The 21,794-nt window shown below is 44.3% G+C and carries 14 protein-coding genes; all 14 read left to right on the top strand.

Annotated elements, in window-relative coordinates:
* Positions 1-9 precede the first annotated feature (9 nt).
* The 14 genes from Q0785_RS19135 to Q0785_RS19070 all read left to right on the top strand — a co-directional run bounded on the left by Q0785_RS19135 (position 10) and on the right by Q0785_RS19070 (position 21,421).
* Complete coding sequence (locus tag Q0785_RS19135) at positions 10-495, top strand: DUF4334 domain-containing protein (RefSeq protein WP_298834039.1); 486 nt, start codon at positions 10-12, stop codon at positions 493-495.
* 139 nt (positions 496-634) lie between these two features.
* Positions 635-2,407 carry a DNA helicase RecQ gene (recQ, locus tag Q0785_RS19130; RefSeq protein ID WP_298834036.1) on the top strand — a complete coding sequence of 591 codons (1,773 nt, stop codon included), beginning with the start codon at positions 635-637 and terminating at the stop codon, positions 2,405-2,407.
* Positions 2,408-2,663: 256 nt separating this feature from the next.
* Complete coding sequence (gltB, locus tag Q0785_RS19125) at positions 2,664-7,250, top strand: glutamate synthase large subunit (protein WP_298834033.1); 4,587 nt, start codon at positions 2,664-2,666, stop codon at positions 7,248-7,250.
* A gap of 243 nt (positions 7,251-7,493) precedes the next feature.
* Complete coding sequence (locus Q0785_RS19120; protein WP_298834030.1) at positions 7,494-8,981, top strand: glutamate synthase subunit beta; 1,488 nt, start codon at positions 7,494-7,496, stop codon at positions 8,979-8,981.
* A gap of 376 nt (positions 8,982-9,357) precedes the next feature.
* Positions 9,358-9,798: a hypothetical protein gene (locus Q0785_RS19115; protein WP_298834027.1), complete on the top strand. Its 441-nt coding sequence runs from the start codon at positions 9,358-9,360 to the stop codon at positions 9,796-9,798.
* A gap of 91 nt (positions 9,799-9,889) precedes the next feature.
* Positions 9,890-10,798, top strand: a complete 909-nt coding sequence (locus Q0785_RS19110; protein WP_298834024.1) for an HD domain-containing phosphohydrolase — start codon at positions 9,890-9,892, stop codon at positions 10,796-10,798.
* 126 nt (positions 10,799-10,924) lie between these two features.
* A complete protein-coding gene (locus tag Q0785_RS19105; protein WP_298834021.1) occupies positions 10,925-11,575 on the top strand; it encodes a hypothetical protein in 651 nt (216 codons plus the stop codon).
* A gap of 108 nt (positions 11,576-11,683) precedes the next feature.
* Positions 11,684-13,141, top strand: coding sequence for a circularly permuted type 2 ATP-grasp protein (locus tag Q0785_RS19100; protein ID WP_298834017.1), 1,458 nt, complete (start codon positions 11,684-11,686; stop codon positions 13,139-13,141).
* On the top strand, positions 13,141-15,012 hold the full coding sequence (locus tag Q0785_RS19095; protein WP_298834014.1) for an alpha-E domain-containing protein: 1,872 nt from the start codon (positions 13,141-13,143) through the stop codon (positions 15,010-15,012). The genes Q0785_RS19100 and Q0785_RS19095 overlap by 1 nt, the downstream gene beginning before the upstream one ends.
* A 95-nt stretch (positions 15,013-15,107) precedes the next feature.
* Positions 15,108-16,553: a DEAD/DEAH box helicase gene (locus tag Q0785_RS19090; RefSeq protein ID WP_298834011.1), complete on the top strand. Its 1,446-nt coding sequence runs from the start codon at positions 15,108-15,110 to the stop codon at positions 16,551-16,553.
* Between the two features lie 248 nt (positions 16,554-16,801).
* Positions 16,802-17,368 (top strand): LysM peptidoglycan-binding and 3D domain-containing protein, encoded by a 567-nt coding sequence (locus Q0785_RS19085; RefSeq protein WP_298834008.1) that lies wholly within the window; start codon positions 16,802-16,804, stop codon positions 17,366-17,368.
* A gap of 237 nt (positions 17,369-17,605) precedes the next feature.
* Positions 17,606-19,132 carry a phytoene desaturase family protein gene (gene crtI / locus Q0785_RS19080; RefSeq protein WP_298834005.1) on the top strand — a complete coding sequence of 509 codons (1,527 nt, stop codon included), beginning with the start codon at positions 17,606-17,608 and terminating at the stop codon, positions 19,130-19,132.
* Positions 19,129-20,586, top strand: coding sequence for a phytoene desaturase family protein (gene crtI, locus Q0785_RS19075; protein ID WP_298834002.1), 1,458 nt, complete (start codon positions 19,129-19,131; stop codon positions 20,584-20,586). Before crtI (Q0785_RS19080) ends, crtI (Q0785_RS19075) begins: the two co-directional genes overlap by 4 nt.
* Before the next feature lies 1 nt (position 20,587).
* Positions 20,588-21,421 (top strand): phytoene/squalene synthase family protein, encoded by an 834-nt coding sequence (locus Q0785_RS19070; RefSeq protein WP_298833999.1) that lies wholly within the window; start codon positions 20,588-20,590, stop codon positions 21,419-21,421.
* Positions 21,422-21,794: the final 373 nt, after the last annotated feature.

Here is a 21,794-nt window from a genome sequence, read left to right as displayed (position 1 = left end):
GGAATGAGCATGGAGTCTCAAACCGAGATTGTCGCCATGCTGGAAGAAGGAAAAGCGGATTTGCACACTGCCTGCAAATTATTCGATTCACTGGAGACAGTGGATTTGGAATCTCTTCTCGGAACCTGGAAAGGAAAAGAATTTCATACGGGCCATCCATTGGACGGAGTATTGACGAAATTGAGATGGTACGGCAAGAAATTCCGTGATGCGGACAATGTGGATCCGCTGCTTTTTGAAATCAGAAAAGGAAAAGTGGTAGCGGTTGATCCTGTGCCGTTCATGACAAAGCGGAAGCTATCGGAAGCGACAGGCGGTGAAGCCCGCATGCGGATGGTTGAGTTCCGCGGCAAGTTAAGTGCAACCATCATTTATGACCATTTGCCGATCCATGATCATTTGCGGAAAATTGCTGATGGAAAGTTGCTCGGCATGATGGATCTTAAAGGAGATAAGCAGCCCTTTTTCTTTTTGCTTGAGAAATTGGAAAAATAAAGAATCGTCCTGAGAGCTTAGGCTTAGGGATGATTTTTTTGTGTCTGTGAAGCAATGCTTTCCAGGATTTAACCGAAGAAAAAGGTGCTAAAATGTGGTAAGCTAACTCATACCATACGAGTATTAGGAGTGTTCAATTTTGTTGGAAAGCGCAAAGAAATTACTGCAGTCCCATTTTGGTTATGAGTCCTTCCGGATCGGCCAGGAGCAAGCCATTACGCAGGTATTTGAAGGCCATAATTCGATTTGTGTCATGCCGACAGGCGGAGGCAAGTCCATGTGCTATCAAATACCGGCGCTTGTCATGGAAGGGACCACGATTGTCGTGTCGCCTTTGATTTCATTGATGAAAGACCAAGTGGATGCACTTTTGGCAGCTGGGATTCCGGCTGCTTATATAAACAGTTCCCTCGATTTCGACGAAGTGAGGGAGACGCTGATGGATGTGCAGCGCGGTGCCATCAAACTGCTGTACATTGCGCCGGAGCGGTTGGATTCGGAAATGTTCCTTAATGAGCTGCAAGGAGTCCATGTGCCGCTGATTGCGGTCGATGAAGCTCACTGTATCTCCCAATGGGGCCATGACTTCCGCCCAAGCTACCGTCTGATCAGCCGTATGACGGAATTGTTTCCGAACAATCCAACAGTACTGGCCTTGACGGCTACAGCAACCCCTCAGGTTCGCGAAGATATTTGCCGGATTTTGAACATTGAAGAACAGCATACCATCATGACCGGATTTGAACGGGCTAATTTGACGTTTTCCGTCATACGCGGACAGGACCGGGAGCGGTTTGTGAAAGAGTATGTAGAGAAAAATGATAAAGAAGCAGGCATTATCTATGCAGCTACTCGAAAAACAGTGGATTCTGTTTATGAAATGCTAGTGAAAAAAGGCATTAAAGCGGCAAAATACCATGCAGGCATGCCGGATCATGAAAGGAAGCTTGGCCAGGAGCGATTCCTGAATGATGAAGTGACCGTCATGGTTGCGACCAATGCATTCGGTATGGGGATCGATAAATCCAATATCCGGTTTGTCATCCATTATCAGCTGCCGAAAAATATGGAAAGCTATTACCAGGAAGCGGGGCGTGCAGGACGGGACGGGTTGCCGAGTGAGTGTATCGTTCTCTATGCATCACAGGATGTTCAAACTCAGCGCTTCCTGATCGACCAGGCGCAAGATCCGAGCCGTATTCCAGGAGAACTGGTGAAATTGCAGGGGATGGTCGATTATTGCCACACCGAAAATTGCCTGCAGCAGTTTATCATCCATTATTTCGGTGATACGGCAGCAGAACCATGCGGCCATTGTGGGAATTGTTTGGATGACCGGGAAAGCCTTGATGTCACAAAAGATGTCCAAATGGTTCTGTCTTGCGTCATCCGCATGGGCCAGAAATTCGGTAAGGCGATGACTGCACAAGTGCTGACAGGATCACGCAATAAAAAGGTCTTGGATTTCGGATTCGATAAACTGTCGACATACGGAATTTTAAAGCACCAAAATGCCAAAGAAGTTTCCAATTTAATCGAATTCATGATATCCCAGGAACTTTTGGCGGTCGAGCAAGGCTCATTCCCGACCATCTATGTACCGGATGGGGGGCGGGATGTATTGCTGGGCAAGCGACAGGTTCTGCGAAAAGGAGCAGTTGTGACGAAGCGCATTGCTTCAAATGATCCTTTATTTGAAGAATTGCGCGTGGTTCGTAAAAGTTTGGCTGATGAAGCGGGAGTACCGCCTTTTGTTATTTTTTCCGATAAGGCATTGCAGGATATGGTAGCGAGAAGACCGAAAAATGAGGTCGAATTTTTAGAAGTCAACGGAGTAGGCGCCAATAAGCTTGAAAAATATGGTGAAGCATTTTTACAGGCGATCCATTCGTTTGATGCGATAAATAACTGAATAAATATAAGTACAAAAACTCCGTATAAAACGGGGTTTTTTTATTTATAAATTATCAGACTTGTATAATTATGCACTTAAATATAATGACTTCAGTTAATTTCGATTGGTTAAAATGGAAGCGTTTTCAACGTAATCATGGGGTTTTAGTCGCAGAAATTCTATTTTTTTACTTGGGGGAATTGTATATATATTCAGACTTATGATATACTATCAAAACATTATGACACATGAGTGTAATGAAGGAGGCGGTTTGATGAGCAAGAAAGAGTATCCAATCCCACAAGGGCTGTATCATCCAGATCAAGAGCACGAAGCGTGCGGGATAGGGATGATCGCCAATATTAATGGGGAAAAGTCACATGCAATCGTTCAAAATGCCATAAATATATTGTGTAACCTGGAACATCGCGGCGGCCAATCATCCGATACAAGCACAGGCGACGGCGCTGGAATTTTAACTCAGATTCCCCATCGTTTCTTCTTGAAGCAATGTGAGAAAGAAGGCATTACATTGCCTGAAGAAGGAAAGTATGGAATCGGTATGCTCTTCATGCCACAGGATTATGACCTGCGAATGAAGACAAAAGAAATGATCCATCAGATTGTTCAGGAAGAAGGACAAATTTGTCTTGGATGGCGTCCGGTTCCAGTGAATGATTCGTTCGTTGGTAAAGTCGCTTCAAAAACCAAGCCTGTTATCCGACAAGTATTTATCGGTGCTGCGCACGGATTGGAAAACCGGATTGACCTTGAACGCCGGTTATATATTATCCGCAAGCGGATCGAACAGGCCATGGTCGGAAAAGAAGAGTTTAAAGATGTATACTTCAGCAGTCTTTCAGCAGGGACCATCGTCTACAAAGGCATGCTGATCCCGGAACAGCTGGACTCGTTTTATATTGACCTCAACCATCCCGAATTTAAATCGGCCTTGGCTCTCGTCCACTCTCGTTTTAGTACGAATACCTTCCCAAGCTGGCAGCGTTCACACCCTAACCGCTATTCAATCCACAATGGTGAATTTAATACCTTAAGAGGAAATGTCAATTGGATGCGTGCCCGTCAGATGCTTTGTGCATCTCCTGCATTCACTGAACAGGAGCTCCATAAAGTTTTGCCTGTCATCGATGAAACCGGCAGTGATTCGTCCATGTTCGACAACTGCTTTGAATTTTTGCATTTGTCTGGAAGATCTCTGGCGCATACAGCGATGATGATGGTGCCGGAACCTTGGGTCAATGATCCAACCATCAAACAGGAAAAACGTGATTTCTACGAGTATCACAGCACATTAATGGAACCTTGGGATGGGCCGGCTGCGCTCGTCTTCACTGATGGTAAACAGATTGCCGCTTGTCTTGACCGCAATGGCCTTCGTCCGGCGCGGTATTATGTGACAAAGAGCGGCATGATCGTCATGGGTTCAGAAGTTGGCGCATTGGATATTTTTGCGGATGACATCATCTATAAAGATCGTCTGCGCCCAGGTAAAATGCTGTTGGTCGATTTAGAGGAAGGCAAAATTATTCCTGATGAAGAAATCAAACTTCAAATTGCGGGAGAATTGCCTTATAAAGATTTCATTGAAAAAAATATGTTCGATTTGGATGATCTGCCAGAACCAGTGAAACCTTCGAACTCTGACAATGCACAACCTTTGATCAAACGTCAGCTGGCTTTCGGTTATACAATGGAAGAAGTCCAAAAAATCATCAAGCCGTTGGCAACCGATGGTAAAGATCCTGTCGGTTCAATGGGCTATGATTCCCCATTAGCTGTTTTATCGAAAAAGCCACAGCTTCTCTATAATTACTTTAAGCAATTGTTCGCCCAAGTCACTAATCCACCAATTGATGCGATTCGTGAACATATTATTACTGCAGCACGTACTACGATCGGTGCGGAAGGGAATCTTGTTCAGCCGACTCCTGAAAGTGCCCGCCACATTCGATTGGAAACACCAGTTTTAACGGATGCGGAACTTGAGAAATTGCGTCAGCAGGATATCCCGGATTTCAAATCTGCCACGATTTCGATTCTGTTCGACAAGAATGCTGGAGCGCAAGCCATGGAGCAAAGATTGGACACGATCTTTGAAGAAGCGGATCAAGCGCTTCGAGAAGGCGCCACACTGCTTATTTTGTCTGACCGCGGTGTAAACGAAGAATTTGCAGCAATTCCTGCGCTTCTGGCTGTATCAGGTTTGCATCATCACCTGATCCGTAAAGGAACCCGTACACAAATGAGTATTTTGCTGGAATCTGCAGAACCACGGGAAGTCCACCACTTTGCGGCACTTCTCGGTTATGGAGCAGAGGGCATTAACCCCTACCTGGCTTTTGATACGATCGAGAACTTGATTGAAATAGAAGATATTCCGAATATGACTTTCGAAGAAGCAGAACAGACATACGTAAAAGCCGTTACAGATGGCATCATCAAAGTTCTCTCCAAAATGGGGATTTCCACCATCCAAAGCTACCGTGGAGCACAAATTTTTGAGGCTGTTGGTATCCATATGGACGTCATCGATAAATACTTTACGCGTACTTCTTCACGTCTTGGTGGAATCGGCCTCGACATCATCGCCAAAGAAGTTCTTATGAGACATGCGGCAGCTTATCCGGTTGCCCAGGGAGACGACCAGGCATTGGAGTCGGGCGACGAATTCCAATACCGTGAAAATGGGGAAAATCACCAATACAATCCGAAAACGATTCATACGCTGCAACATGCATGCCGCACCAATAATTACGACGTCTTTAAGAAATACACTAATCTTTTGACTGATGAAAAAGCCAATCTTCAATCATTGCGCGGCTTGATGTCCTTTAAGAAACAGACGCCGGTGCCGATTGAGGAAGTAGAAACAATCGAAGAAATCTGTGCGCGTTTTAAAACAGGCGCTATGTCTTATGGTTCCATCAGTAAAGAAGCACATGAAGCACTCGCTGTCGCAATGAACCGTATTGGTGGAAGAAGCAACTCGGGAGAAGGCGGAGAAGAAGTTTCCCGTTTTATCCCTGACGAAAATGGCGACAATCGCCGCAGTGCCATCAAGCAGGTGGCATCCGGACGTTTTGGCGTAACCAGCCATTACCTTGTGAACGCCGACGAAATCCAAATCAAAGTTGCCCAGGGAGCGAAGCCGGGAGAAGGCGGACACTTGCCGGGCAAGAAAGTGTATCCGTGGATTGCAGAAGTACGCGGTTCTACTCCAGGTGTTGAATTGATTTCACCACCGCCGCATCACGATATCTACTCAATCGAGGATTTAGCTGAATTGATATTCAACTTGAAAAACGCAAATCCAAATGCACGCATAAGCGTTAAACTGGTATCGGCTGTAGGTGTCGGAACGATAGCAGCCGGTGTAGCAAAAGGCCGTGCAGATGTCGTATTGATCAGCGGCTACGATGGCGGAACAGGAGCGGCACCGAAGACAAGTTTGAAACATACAGGTCTGCCATGGGAAATCGGTTTGGCTGAAACGCACCAGACTCTTCTATTGAATGGTCTGCGCGATCGGATTGTTGTGGAAACTGACGGCAAGATGATGACTGGCCGCGATGTAGTGACAGCGGCTCTATTAGGCGCAGAAGAATTCGGCTTTTCAACCGCCCCTCTCGTCGTACTCGGCTGTGTTATGATGCGCGTTTGTCATTTGGATACTTGCCCTGTCGGCATTGCGACGCAAAATCCGGAGCTTCGCGAGAAATACGGTGGAGACCCGGAACACGTAGCAAATTTCATGCGCTTTATCGCACGTGAAACACGTGAGCTGATGGCGGAACTTGGCTTCCGTACAATTGATGAAATGATCGGCCGTACTGATGTTATCGAAGCCAATCAGGCAGTGGATCACTGGAAAGCAGGCGGCATCGATTTGAGTGCCTTGTTGTATCAGCCAGACCTTCCCGAAAAAGTGGGACGCTATGCAACCATCAAACAAAATCATGAGTTGGAAAAGACGCTCGATTACCAGGAGCTACTGCCGCGTTGCCGAAAAGCCATTGAAACTGGAGAGCGCGTAGAAGTGGCGACAGCGATCCGCAATATCCATAGAGCGACAGGAACAATTGTCGGCAGTGCCATTTCGAAACGCTATGGCGCGGAAGGCTTGCCTGAAGACACGGTCAACTTGAACTTCCAAGGGTCTGCCGGACAAAGTTTTGGAGCATTTATTCCAAAAGGAATGTCGATGAATCTGATCGGTGATGCCAACGATTTCGTCGGAAAAGGTTTGTCAGGCGGTAAAATTACGGTTTATCCGGCATTGGATTCAACTTTCCTTCCGGAAAACAACATCATCATCGGTAATGTCTCGTTCTACGGTGCATCTGCCGGTGAAGCTTATATCTATGGCGTCGCTGGTGAACGTTTTGCAGTCAGAAACAGCGGAGCAAAAATTGTTGTTGAAGGCGTCGGTGATCATGGCTGTGAGTATATGACAGGCGGACGGGTAGCGATTCTGGGACAAACCGGCAAAAACTTTGCGGCCGGTATGTCTGGTGGAGTAGCGTACGTACTAGATGAAGAAGGTACGTTCAGTGAACGCTGCAATGCAGAAATGGTTCATCTACAACCGCTTGCCGATCCAGCGGAAATCGAAGAATTGCGTGAAATGATTCAAAAACATGTTCATTATACAAGCAGCGCCAAAGGAACCCGTTTACTGGCGCATTGGGACATTTATACTTCTAAATTTGTACGCGTCATTCCAAAAGCTTACCTGCAAATCAATGAACGAATCAACAAATTGCAAAGCAGCGGCATGGCGAAATCTGAAGCAGAAATGGCTGCTTTTGAAGAAAGCAAAATGGCTAACGCCGCGAAATAGGAAAAGCGAAAGTGCCTGTTCAGCTCTGACAGGTGTAAGATGAGCTGGCGAAGTGGCATGTTTTCAGCCGCACAGCCAGATCGGCTTACATCCCGAAGAGCTAGGCGCTGGAGTCTGGACAAAAGAAAAGCGAAAGTGCCCAAAAGCAGAGCTGAAATCACAACCAAATAAAAAATCCAGGTTTCTTGAAAATAGGGAAACCTGTAGATTTCATCATGAGAAATCGTGAGTAGGAGGGAAACAATGGGGAAACCAACAGGATTTATGGAATATGGCAGACAAACAGTCAAAGAGCGCCAACCGGCTGAACGGACAAAAGATTGGAATGACTATACAATCCCTTTGTCGAATGAAGAAGTGGCAAAACAAGGCGCGCGCTGTATGGACTGTGGAGTGCCGACTTGCCATACCGGAATGGAACTGGACAATGTAACGACCGGTTGCCCTGTAAACCATCTCATCCCAGAATGGAATGATCTTGTTTATCGCGGACAATGGAAAGAAGCGTTGCACCGCGAGCACCTTAAAAATAATTTTCCGGAATTTACAGGGACGGCGTGTCCGGCTCCTTGTGAAGGTTCCTGTGTATTGGGAATCAACGAACCGCCGGTAGCCATCCGCACAGTGGAACGTTCTATTATCGAGCGTGGGTTTGCGGAAGGCTGGGTTGTTCCCGAACCGCCTAAAACACGGACCGGCAAAAAAGTGGCGGTAATTGGTTCAGGCCCTGCCGGACTCGCTGCTGCAGCTCAATTGAATAAAGCAGGACATCTGGTGACGGTATTTGAAAAAAGCGACCGCGTAGGCGGATTGCTGACATACGGGATTCCAGAGATGAAATTGTCATACGATATGGTGACGAGACGCGTGAATCTTCTTGAACAAGAAGGCATCACTTTCATTACGAGTGTAGAGGTAGGGAAAAACTATCCTTCTTCGAAATTGAAGGAAGATTTCGATGCGGTTGTCATGTGTACAGGCTCAACGGTTCACCGCAATATCGACGTAGAAGGCCGTGAGCTGGATGGCGTTCATTTTGCGATGGACTTCCTGCATGCCAGCACGAAAAGTCTGCTGGATTCGAATTTCGAAGACGGCAACTTCATCTCGGCTAAAGGCAAGAACGTCATCGTCATTGGCGGCGGAGATACGGGAACGGACTGTTTAGCCACTTCTGTTCGCCACGATTGCGAAAGTCTTGTGCAGTTTGATGTCTATGATAAAAAAGGAGCTATTCGCGATGAAAAGGGCAATCCATGGCCCCAGTATCCGAAAGTTCACCGTATTGAATACGGGCATAAAGAAGCGGCTGCAACTTTTGGCGAAGACCCGAGAGCTTATGCAGTCATGACAAAGAAATTCGTCGGCAATGAAGACGGACAAGTCAAAGAAGTTCATACCGTAAATGTAAAACTGAAGATAGATGAAAAAGGCAATCGGATCCGCGAAGAAATTCCAGGTACAGAAAAAGTATGGAAAGCGGACTTGGTCTTGATTGCCATCGGTTTCAGTGGACCTGAACAGGACTTGATTCAGCAGCTGGAAGTAGAGACTGAAGTGAATTCGACCGTCAAAGCAGAATATGGAAAATACACTACCAACGTAGAAGGCGTGTTTGCGGCAGGAGATGTCCGCCGTGGCCAAAGCCTGATCGTTTGGGCAATTAATGAAGGCCGTGAAGCCGCACGTGAATGCGATCGATTCCTTATGGGAACTACTGTATTGCCATAGTAAGTGCGCAAAATGAATATTTTTTGAAAGAAAGTAGCAGTTGGACTCATCATTGAGTCCGGCTGCTACTTTTTTATGGTGGGAAGTGATAAATCATTGCATATGAAGTTCTCGGAAACAATATTATGGACATGTGAAGCTTCAATAATGTCTATTTGCTTACAAAGCGCTCCCGAAAGATTTCGCCAATGTAAAGGTTGTGTCTTTTATCTAAATAGTGCAATAACAGGTTGTGCGAAATGTCTATAAAGTATATACTATAGAAGGTGAGAGCTGGTATTTTAAGTCAATTTATAGTGACATGTTATTCACGTTCACTCATAAAAGATTGGAATTTCATGCGCTGCTAATAACAAACGAAATAGGGGGAATAAATATGTTTAAAAAGAGTTTAGTTGCTGTATTATTTTCGTTGATCATGGCAATGGTGTTGGGTACGAGTGCATTTGCAGCAGGGAGTGTAGAAAAGGAAGAAACTCCAGCAATTACTGCAGCTATAGATGCTATTCATCAGGTAAATATGGATATTGAAGCTGAAATCAAACTTGTCCAAGACCAATCGGATGTTTTGTTCGCGGCTTATGAAAAAGCGGCAGCTACTGCTGATCACGTTTCAGAAAAAAATAAACTGTACTCTTCTTACAATAAAGAAGTGAATGCGTTGATAAATGAACTAAAAGCAACTACAAGAGAAATGACTAAAACTGGAATGAAAAATGCCAGAGAAGCAGGAATCAATACAAGACCTGAATTGGTTCGAGTTGAGTTTGCTGATCGCTTTGCTATGATAGATCCTATTGTTGTGATAGCTTGGTAAACTAGTTGTCTAAAAAACCTTAAGTAGAGTAATATGAGAGTAGAGGCGGTATTCTCTGCTCTCATATTTTTTTGGAAAAGGAAGTGTATGCGTGAAAGGCTTGGATATACTAACAAACGGTCATCTTGAAAAAGTGAAAAATGGCTCAACCACACTCGATCTTTTAGGACGTGGAAGTGGAATAGAATTGATGAAGCAAACTGTAATGCAAGGTAGTACTTTTATGCTTTTTCCAGGAGATCAGGAGGATGCCCAAGAGTTTTTCTATATACTATCTGGCGAAGTGGAAGCAGAGATTGACGGTGATATTCTAAGGTTAAGTACGGATGATTTTTTCTCGTGCAAGAACTTAGAGTCTGCAATCCATTTTACAGTACTAAAAGAAATAACTTTCTTATCAGTTTCCACCACTCCCGTCTTTCATTATTTAAGTAATATGATTAGTGAGTTAAGAAAAATTGGTGAAGCTGTTGAAAAGAAAGATCGTTACACATTTAATCATAGCTCGCGAGTGGCCAACTATGCCGTTAAAACTGCAGCAAAAATGAAGTTAGGGAAAGAGCAGATAGAGAGTTTATTTTTGGCTTCCATCCTTCATGATATAGGCAAAATCAACATCCCGGAAGAAGTTCTCAAGAAACCAAGTAAATTAACAAATGATGAATTTGAGTTGGTGAAAAAGCATCCAGGCGACGGGGCTGCTATGATTCGAAAAACCGCCTATGCGGATTTAGCAGATATCGTCGAGCAGCATCATGAGCGCGTCAACGGAAGAGGTTATCCATTCGGATTAAAAGGTGACGAGATATTAGTGGAAGCAAAAATTATCGGCGTATGCGATACTTTCGATGCAATGACAGAGGATAGGGCTTATCGGTCTGCCTTTACTGCTGAATATGCGATGGCTGAGATCAACAGTCTGATTGGGATTCAATATGATGAGGAAGTTGTGAAGGCTTTCGAACAGGTTTTAAAAGAAGAAGGAAGACTAAGTTCATAGATGCTGAACCCAGACACCCAAGACAGTTCGAGGTGTCTTTTATTTTGTCCAAAATGTTTAAAAACATGCAATTTAGTCAATACTTTATACACAGTGACTATACAAAAACGAAGAGGAGAGATTCAAATGGCCAGAAATTCATCAGGCGGCATGTTCGGTAAACTTGTATTGATCGGTCTTGGTGCATTAATCGGTGCAGCAATGACGCAGCAGAAAACTGAAACAGGCGGAACTTCTCAAACCAGTAAAGCAGATATGAAGAACAACATCAAAAAAGGGCTCGATCGTTTAAATGAGCAATCAGGCGGTATGGTTGATAAAGTGAAGCCGACGGTCAACAAAGCGGTGGAAAAAGTAAAAACAGCAATAGATGCGCAACAGGATATGATGAACAAAGAAAAAGACGCTTTGGATAAAGCCAATAAGACGCTTCAGGACGATGTTGGCGGAAATGCAGATAAGGACAGCAGTTCAACCGACAAATCCAAAACAAGTTCATCAAGCAATGTTTCTCCTAATACTGATAAGCCGACAGGCGGAATTTATGGGGGCAGCACCGAATATACAGAGTCCCTGAAAAAAGATGTATCAGACGATTCGTCAAAAAAGGATGATTCAACATTCGGTAAAACAAATTCTTCCGGAAGTTCTTCTTCTGAAGCTAACAAGCCATATGGAGGAAGTACCGAATACACGGATTCCCTGAAAAAGGATCTATCGGATGACTCTTCGAAAAAAGATAGCTCATCCTCAAATGATTCAACATTCAAAAAGTAAGTTTGGTATAATAGAACCAGGATAAGCTATGTTCGTTTCTAGAAACGGCATAGCTTTTTTCTTAACTCGTTTTATCTGAATATTCTATGTACTGAGGGGGTTGTTCGTTTGTTTAAAACGTATTCTACGGGAGCATTTTTTGACGAAATGTTTACACCGAAAGGAAAACCGAAATCACATTACCAAAAATTCTTCGATGTACTCCAGCGATTTTCGGAAGAAGAGCTGAGAGAAAAGCATGAGACAGCTCAATTGTCGTTTCTAAGGCAAGGCATCACGTTCACTGTATATAACAATAATGTCGGCACGGAAAGAACGATGCCTTTTGATTTTGTTCCAATCATCATTCCTTCTGAAGAGTGGGAAGTGGTTGAAAAAGGGATGATCCAACGAGCGGAAGCGCTCAATCAATTTTTGGAAGATGTGTACAATGAAAAGCGGATTCTGCAGGATGGTATTGTTCCAAGACGGTTAGTCGAAGAAAATCCATACTATTACGAAGAACAAGTGAAAGGGATTGATATCCCGCTGAAAAATCACATCTTTTTAGCTGGAATTGACCTGATCCGGGATGAGAACGGCAAATATCATGTGCTTGAAGATAATTTGCGTAATCCGTCAGGCTTGTCCTATGTGTATCAAAATCGATATGTCATGCGCCAGGTTTACCCCGAATTTTTCGCCAGTCAATCGGTTCATACCCTCGAGCACCAGCTTTCCCACCTGCATCAAGCCATATTGGATCATGCACCGGAATCGAGAAAAGAAAAGCCTTTTGCCGTGTTATTGACACCGGGGATGTACAACTCTGCCTATTATGACCATGTCTTTCTAGCGCAGCAGATGGGGATTGACCTGGTGGAAGGCCGGGATCTGATCGTCAAAAAGAATATCGTCTATATGAAGTCGATCAGAGGCCTGAAGCGTGTAGATATCATCTACCGTCGGATTGATGACGATTATTTGGATCCTGAAGCGTTTCTGGCCGACTCAGCATTGGGTGTTCCCGGATTATTGCTGGCCTATAGAAAAGGCAATGTAGCTATTCTTAATGGCATCGGTAATGGTGTGGCAGACGACAAAGCCATCTATGCCTATGTGCCGGATATGATCCGATACTACCTGGATGAAGAACCCATAATCGATAATGTCAAAACTTATCTATTGGATAAACCGGAAGAACGGGAGTGGGTATTGGATCATTTGAACGAATTAGTGGTCAAAAATGTCGGCGCTTCAGGCGGTTACGATATGCTGGTTGGACCACATGCGTCGGAAGAGCTCATTGAAAAATTCCGCGAAAAAATCATTGAAGCCCCTCACCAGTATATTGCGCAGCCGACCATCAAATTATCGAGGGCTCCTGCATACCAGGGAGAAGAGTTTTATCCCTGCCATGTCGATTTAAGGGTTTTTGTGGTCCGGGGAGTTGATACGCATGTAATGCCAGGCGGACTTTCGCGGGTTGCCTTAAAAGAGGGCTCACTCGTTGTAAACTCTTCACAGGGTGGCGGCGGGAAGGATACATGGGTGTTCAAGAAAAGAGAAGAAGAGGGGGACGCCTGATGCTTAGCCGTGTAGCGAATTCTTTGTATTGGATGTCGAGAAACGTTGAAAGGGCGGAGAATAACGCCCGTATACTGGATGTACAATTATTGCAGATGATTGAAGCAGCTGATGAAGAGCTGATTGGGGACAGTGACTGGAAGCTGATTTATGAAATTTGTGCTTCGACAGAAACGATGGAGCAGATCAAATCGATGCCCAGTTACCAGGAAGACCAGCTTGTCCATTATTTAGCAATGGAAGAAACCAATTTCAATTCCGTTGCAAGCTGTGTAAAAGTCGTTCGCGAAAACGCAAGAATCAGCAGAGACCATATTCCCGATGATTACTGGGAAGCCTGGAACGGCTGTTATTTGGCTTTAAAGGAAATGGATCAGCAACACTGCACAGTCAAAGAAATGCGTGAATTCCTTGAGCATGTCAAACTGACCTCTTTGACCACTCAGGGCATTGTAGAATCTTCCATGTCGCGGGGAGTAGCTTATCAAATCATTAAAATCGCCAAATGGCTGGAACGTGCGGAGAAAACAGCGCGTATTTTAAATGTGGTTTGTGAGCGTACAAGAGAACGGGTGCTCGAAGCGCAATCCGAAGATTATTATTATTGGTTGGCTGCTTTGCGGATGACAAACGGCTACAATGCCTATTTAAAAATGAATCCTCCACAGATGAACCCGAAGAAGGTCCTGACTTTCCTGATTGCCAATACGGATTTCCCGAGGTCGATCCGCTACTGTCTGACTCATGTCCGCAGAGCCATCGATGAGCTGGAAGGCGGGAAAATTTCTCATTATTCCTGGGAGCTTTATGCAAAACTGGATCAGCTGCAGGAAGAATTTGAAGAAATCAATATTGATGAGCTTGACTCAGATGAAATTATGGATTTTCTGAATGAATTTCAGAATGGCTGCAATGAAGTCGGACAGATTTTTTCGAAAACCTACTATTTAAGCGACTCCGAGACAAAACCGATGAAGTCCAGCCAATCACAGAGCATGGGCACGAAAGGAATAACATCTATGAAATATAAAGTTGAGCATACGAATGTTTTTGAGTACGAAACCATTGTGGATCAGAGTATGAATTCGATTCGTTTAAAGCCGAGAACCGATGAATGCCAACGTCTCTTATCGTATCGTGCAGAAATCACCCCGGCTTCCTTAACCAAGGAACATATCGATATTTGGGGGAACCATGTGGAGACCTTTTTTATCGCGGAGCACCATCAGCACCTGGAAGTGAAGACAACGTCCATTGTCAGCATCCAAAAAAGTCCATTTATCCACCGGATTGATTATTCACCAGAAATGAGTGCCATTTTTCATTCTCAATTATTCGGTGAACACTATCTGGCATTTTTAAGTAATACAGCTTATACGTATTTAACGATTGAACAAATGAGCCAAATTGACCGGGAACTGGGAATGATGAAGAATCCAGTCCAATACGCAATTGATGTGATGGAATACATTCACCAGCATTTCACCTATGATGGGGAATCGACAACTGTCACTACGAAGGCGGAAGAATCCTTTGAGCTTAGAAAAGGTGTTTGTCAGGATATCACGCATGTTATGCTTGGCATCCTGCGCAGCAAGCATATACCTGCCCGTTACGTCAGCGGCTACCTGTATGTGGGTGAAAACTCTGCACTGGTCGGAGACGCAGCAAGCCATGCTTGGGTGGAAGTGATGGTGCCGGGCATTGGATGGGTTGGTTTGGATCCGACTAATAACGTTGAAGCATTGGAAAACCATATCCGTGTTGGAGTTGGACGGGATTATAATGATGTCAGCCCCGTTCAGGGCGTTTACCGCGGGGGCAGCCAGTCCTTGGATGTTAAAGTCTCTGTAAGCCTGATGGATCAATGAGGGGATAAAACTTAATAATCGTTTAACAGCAGAATTTTCAAATCCGTGCGATAATAGAAGAACCTGAAATTTTTGAACGGAGATGGAGAGCGAATATGAATACTAAACAATTTAAAGAATACGGCATCAGTGAACCAATCGTAAAGGCCCTTGAGGGGCTTGGTTATACGGAGCCGACAGAAGTGCAGAGAAAAGTTCTTCCTGTCGCATTTTCAAAGACTGACATAACGGTGAAGTCCCAAACGGGAAGCGGGAAGACTGCTGCCTTCGGAATTCCGATCTGTGAATTGGTCGATTGGGAAGAAAATAAGCCTCAAGCTTTGATTTTGACGCCGACGCGTGAATTAGCAGATCAGGTAAAAGAGGATTTAACGAATATCGGACGCTTCAAACGCATTAAAGCAGCGGCAGTTTATGGCAAACAGCCATTTGCATACCAACAGGCTGAACTCAAGCAAAAATGCCATGTTGTGGTTGGTACGCCAGGCCGAGTGCTTGATCATATCGAGCGTGGAACATTGAATTTGGAACGGATCGAGTATCTGGTTCTGGATGAAGCGGATGAAATGTTGAATATGGGCTTCGTGGAGCAAGTGGAAGCAATCATCAACAAATTGCCGAAGCAACGCACTACGATGTTGTTTTCAGCAACTTTGCCTGAAAACGTAGAAAAGCTGCAGAAAAAATACATGATCGATCCCCAGCATATTGAAATTGCTTCTGCGGAAAACCTGACAGCTAAAATTGATCATTCGCTGTTTGTTGTAGCGGAACAGAAAAAGTTTTCCTTATTGCGTGACATAACCATCGTCGAAAATCCGGATAGCTGCATTATTTTCTGCCGGACCAAAGACAATGTCGATTTTGTCATGGAGCAATTGGAAAAGCATTATTACACATGCGATAAGTTGCATGGCGGCATGCTGCAGGAAGACCGTACTGCAGTCATGAACGATTTTAAACGCGGTGAATTCCGCTATTTGGTGGCGACCGACGTCGCTGCCCGTGGAATTGACATCGACAGTATTACGCATGTCATTAATTATGACCTGCCAATGGAAAAAGAAAGCTATGTCCATCGTGCAGGCCGTACAGGCCGCGCTGGAAAAACAGGAAGAGCGATTTCATTCGTTACACCAAACGAAGATAAATTCCTGGCTGAAATCGAAGATTATATCGGATTTGAGATTCCGCGCAGAACAGCTCCTTCACCTGGTGAAGTGGATGAAGCGATGCAGGCATTTACAGAAAAACTGGAAAGCCGTCCGAAGCTGAAGAAAAATAAAAATGAGCAAGTCAATAAAGATATCCTTAAACTGTACTTTAATGGCGGCAAGAAAAAGAAGCTGCGTGCCTTTGATTTCGTCGGAACACTCACAAGTATTCCAGGTGTAACTGCTGAAGACATCGGGATCATCAAGATCCAGGATACGGTAACTTACATCGATATTTTAAATGGCAAAGGACCGATGGTGCTGAAAGCCATGAAAGATAAGACGATAAAAGGAAAAACATTAAAAGTGCATAAAGCCAATAAATAAACAGTGAGCACGAGCTGAATAGAGCTCGTGCTTTTGTTATTTCCCCGGAAATAAAAGAGGGCTGCATCATTTGAAATAGTATAAAAGTCTTTTTTAATGCCATTATTTAGGTTTTTAAAAGAGTCTATTCAATACTTATGTCATATAATGAAGCCGTATTGTAATGAAACATGCCCTTTATTGTTACGTGTCTGTAATATTCCCGTGCTATTTTAGTTGTACTTACAAAAAGCAAAGGGGATAGCAGATTGAAAAAACTATTGGCAGTCTTAAGTTTTGCACTGATTTTATTCCTAGGCACTTCGATTGAAAGTTCAGCCGCATCAAATACATACACAGTAAAAAGCGGGGACACATTATATAAGATTTCAAAAACGCAAAAAGTTTCAGTCAGCAATTTGAAAATTTGGAACGGACTAAAATCCGATACCATTTATCCGAAACAAAAGCTTCAATTGAAAAAATCTTCAGCAAAGCCAGCTTCCAAAAAAACGACGCCTTCCCGTTCGACAAGCGGATCGGTAGCTAAAGAATTTACAGTAAGTGCAACTGCCTACACGGCGTATTGCAAAGGGTGTTCCGGCATTACCAGAACAGGGCTTAACCTAAAGAAAAATCCGGGGCTTAAAGTCATCGCGGTAGATCCGAAGGTAATTCCATTGGGGACAAAAGTCCATGTTGAAGGCTATGGCTATGCAGTCGCAGGCGATACAGGCGGTGCGATTAAAGGAAATAAAATTGATGTCTTTATTCCCACTCAAAGCAATGCACTCAAGTGGGGACGCAAAAACGTAAAAATAAAAATATTGAAATAAGCAAAATCCGGCTCATAAACATGAGCCGGATTTTTTTATGGAATGCTATAAAATCAGTAGATTATTCTTCCGCATCTCACTGGTCACCTCCGGATCAAAATAAATGCTTGATGAATAAAGTAAAAATAGGAAAAGAGGGTAAATTCAAATAAATAGTCTTTTTAAAAGCTAGGCGGTATAATGTTTGTATAATAAATGTAGAGTTATTTAGGGTAATTTGAAATGGAGGCATCTGTTATGTCGGAGAAAATGATTGTGATCGGAGCCGGGCCTGGTGGTTTAGCTGCAGCTATGTTATTGGCCAGTAAAGGATACCAGGTGGATGTCTATGAGAAGCAGGCATGGATAGGGGGAAGAAACGCAGAGTTGCGTCTTGGGGACTTCACGTTTGATACAGGGCCAACCTTTTTAAGCATGCTGCATTTAGTGGAAGAGTTGTTTGAAGCGACCGGCCGCAATTTAAAAGATTATATGAATGCGGTTGAACTGGATCCCATGTATGAGTTGGTTTTTGAAGATCAGAAACTGGTGATGACACGCAATAACCAGGAAATGAAAAAACAGATCAATGAAAAATTCAAAGGTGACGGCGACGGATATGAACGTTTTATGAAAGAGACTGGAAAGAAACTGGAAGCTTTATCGCCGATTCTGCAAACGAAGATGGACAGTTATTTTGGAATGGTCCATCCGAAAGTCCTGAAAGCTTTGCCGGAACTCGAAGTGAATAAAACATTGTATGATGTATTGTCCCGCTATTTTAAGGATGAGCGCTTGAAAATGGCTTTTGCTTTCCAATCTAAATATTTGGGTATGTCGCCATGGGAATGTCCCGGTGCTTTTTCGATTCTTTCCTATATGGAACATGCTTACGGCATCTACCATCCAATCGGTGGGGTTAACCAGCTCTCGCAAGCGATGGCCAAAGTAGTGGAAGAACTAGGCGGCAAAATCCACACCAGTACAGGTGTTAAAAAATTATGGATTGAAAACCGCAAAGTAAAAGGAGTAGACCTTGAAAACGGCGAACGTAAAGCAGCGGACGAGGTGATCATAAACGGTGATTTTGCCCATGCCATGAATAATCTGGTCGAACCGGGAATCCTGAAAAAGTACTCGCCGGAGAAACTGGCGAAGAAAAAATACTCGTGTTCCACCTTCATGCTGTATCTGGGTCTTGATAAAAAGTACGACCTTTCCCATCACACCATCGTATTTGCGAAAGATTACAAGAAAAACGTTGAAGAGATGACAAAATCGCGGATCCTTTCTGCAGATCCTTCCATTTATGTTCAGAATGCCAGTGTCACCGATCCGACATTAGCGCCTGAAGGAAAATCAGCGCTGTATATTTTAGCCCCTGTACCCAATAACTTCAGTGATATCGGCTGGGAAAAAGAGCAGCATGCTTTCCGTGAATTGGTGCTTGATATTATAGAAGAAAAGACGGAATTCAAGAATCTGCGTGATCATATTGAAGTTGAAAAAATGTTGACACCGATGGGCTGGCAGGAAGATTATTCGGTTTACCAGGGAGCAACATTCAATCTTGGGCATCAATTAACACAAATGATGGTATTTCGTCCGCACAATAAATTTGAAGAATTGGGGAATTGCTGGTTGGTCGGCGGGGGCACTCATCCTGGAAGCGGATTACCGACTATTTTGGAATCTGCCCGTATTACGGCGAACGGCATCCTTGAGCAGCATGGCAAAAAAGGCATCCCGATCTTGCCTCTTCCGGCATTGGAGGGATTTGCATGAAAATCGCGATGATCGGTGGCGGCGTCGGCGGTATGATGGGCGCTTTGTATTTAACCAATATGGGCTTCGACGTCACTATTTTTGAAAAAGAAGAAAAGCTTGGCGGCCGGTTAACATTCGTCGAGCGAGACGGTTTTAAAGTGGATCAGGGCCCGACGATTGTCTTATTGCCTGAAATGTTTCAGGACTTGCTTCAGCAGGCAGGGATTCCGGCTGAGGACATCGAATTACTATTATGCGATCCACTTTATTCCATCCGTTTTTCAGATGGAACAGTCTACACAAAATATCCGGATATCAATCGTCAACTGGAAGAGATTGAAAACGTCTTTCCAGCTGAAAAAGAAGGGTTTCTACGGTATATTTCAGAAGGGCGCAAGCGTTTTGAAATCGGCAAGTCCTCATTTTTAGAGCATTCATTTGTCAATAAAGCCGATTTTTTTACAGCTGCAAATATAAAAAAACTGCTTAAGCTGAAGCCTCAGCAGTCAGTCAAAAAACTCACTTCAAATTATTTTCGGGATGAACGGCTGCAATTAGCTTATTCTCTGCAGTCCTTGTATATCGGTGGAGATCCTTTCCGTGCCCCGGCGATGTATTCGCTTGTTCCTTTTAGTGAACACGAACATGGGGTATATTATTTAAAAGGCGGTTATGGAAGTCTTATCCCAACCTTGGAGAAAGCGTTGCGGTCACGTGAGAACTTGACCATCAAAAAAAATACTGCAGTAAAACGGATTGTCACAGAGAACGGAAAAGCTAAAGGGATTGAAACAACAGACGGCTTTGAAGCATTCGATGCGATTGTTTATAATGGCGATTTCCCTGGTATTGAAAAAGTATTGCCGGAACAGAAGAAGAAGAGCTATACAGCTTCCTCAGGGTGCGTGCTACTGTATTTCGGATTGAATAAGGTATATGAAGAAGGAAATGTCCATCAATTTTTCATTGGCGATAGCTATGAGGACCATATGGATGATGTATTTATGAAGAAGCAGAAGACTGAAAACCCGGCAATCTACACTTTTCATCCCTCGAAGATAGATGATTCACTTGCTCCTGAAGGAAAAGGTGTTATGTATGTACTGGTGCCCGTGCCTTCAGGAACAGATATCGATTGGGCGAGCGATACAGCATGGATCGACAGAATCATTGACCGAATGGAAGAATTGGCTTTTCCGGATTTCCGGGAAGCGGTCGAATGGATGGAAGTCCGGACGCCTGCAGAAGCTGAGGCTTTCGGCTTGTTTAAAGGAGGCAGTTTCGGAATCGGTCCAACCTTATTCCAGTCAGGTGTTTTCCGTCCCCAAGTCAAACCATACAAAACAGATCGCTTGTATGCGGTTGGTGCTTCTGTACACCCTGGAGGAGGCATTCCAATTGTCATGCAAGGTGCAAAGCTGCTGGCAGAGCAAATCCAAGGCGATTTTGCAAAGGAAAGGGGCAGTGCATGACATGATGAATTTGAAAGATGCTTATATCTCCTGTGAAAAAGTCATTGCTACGCATTCGAAAAGCTTTTACAAGGCATTTTCCTTATTGCCTAAGGAAAAACGTAAAGCTGTTTGGGCGGTTTATACATTTTGCCGGACAGTGGACGATATAGTGGATGAAGGACTCAACTCCAAAGAAGAACTTGCACAGTTCAAAGTGGATTTCAACGAATTTTTGAATGGGAACTACGATTTCGAAAATCCGATGTGGGTGGCCCTGGCACATGTATTTGAAAACTATGAAATGGATGTCGAGGCATTTTGGGGATTGATCACGGGACAGGAAATGGACCTGACCATCAACCGCTATCGGACCATGGAAGAGCTGTTGAACTACAGCTACCATGTGGCGAGCACGGTCGGCTTGATGCTGTTGCCGATTTTGGCACCGGGAAAAACAGGGATTCTGAAAGAAGGCGCCATTTCACTCGGTTATGCAATGCAGATCACCAACATTCTTCGTGATATTGGGGAAGACCTGGAAATGGGACGGATTTATTTGCCGGAAGAAATCATGGGAAAATATGAGTTATGTGAAGATGAGCTGCGTTCTGAAATAGTCAGCCCGCAATTTATTGCCGTGTGGGAAGAACTTGCGGAAAAAGCCGAATTCCATTATAAGAAAGCATTTGAAACCATACAGGACTATCCGCTATCTTCAAGAGTCCCAGTCAAAGGGGCTGCACTTGTATACCGTGAAATCCTGACAACCATCCGCTCGAAGCAATACAATGTCTTCCGCGAAAAGCATTACGTGCCAGAAGAATCAAAAAAAGCAATTTTGGCTTGTTTGTAGTACGAAAAGCGGAAACGGCCGCTCAGCTCCGACAGGCATAAGACGATCTGGCGAAGTGGCATGTTTTCAGCCGCACAGCCAGAGTGGCTTATGACCCGAGGAGCTGGCCGTTGGAGCTGGACAGAAAGAAAAGCGGAAACGGCCGCACAGCTCCGACAGGCATAAGACGATTTGGCGAAGTGGCATGTTTTCAGCCGCACAGCCAGAGTGGCTTATGACCCGAGGAGCTGGCCGTTGGAGCTGGACAGAAAGAAAAGCGGAAACGGCCGCTCAGCTCCGACAGGCATAAGACGATCTGGCGAAGTGGCATGTTTTCAGCCGCACAGCCAGAGTGGCTTATGACCCGAGGAGCTGGCCGTTGGAGCTGGACAGA

The sequence above is a fragment of the uncultured Planococcus sp. genome, from assembly GCF_947501725.1.
Lineage (GTDB): Bacteria > Bacillota > Bacilli > Bacillales_A > Planococcaceae > Planococcus > Planococcus donghaensis_C.
This window is presented reverse-complemented; position numbering and strand designations above follow the sequence as displayed.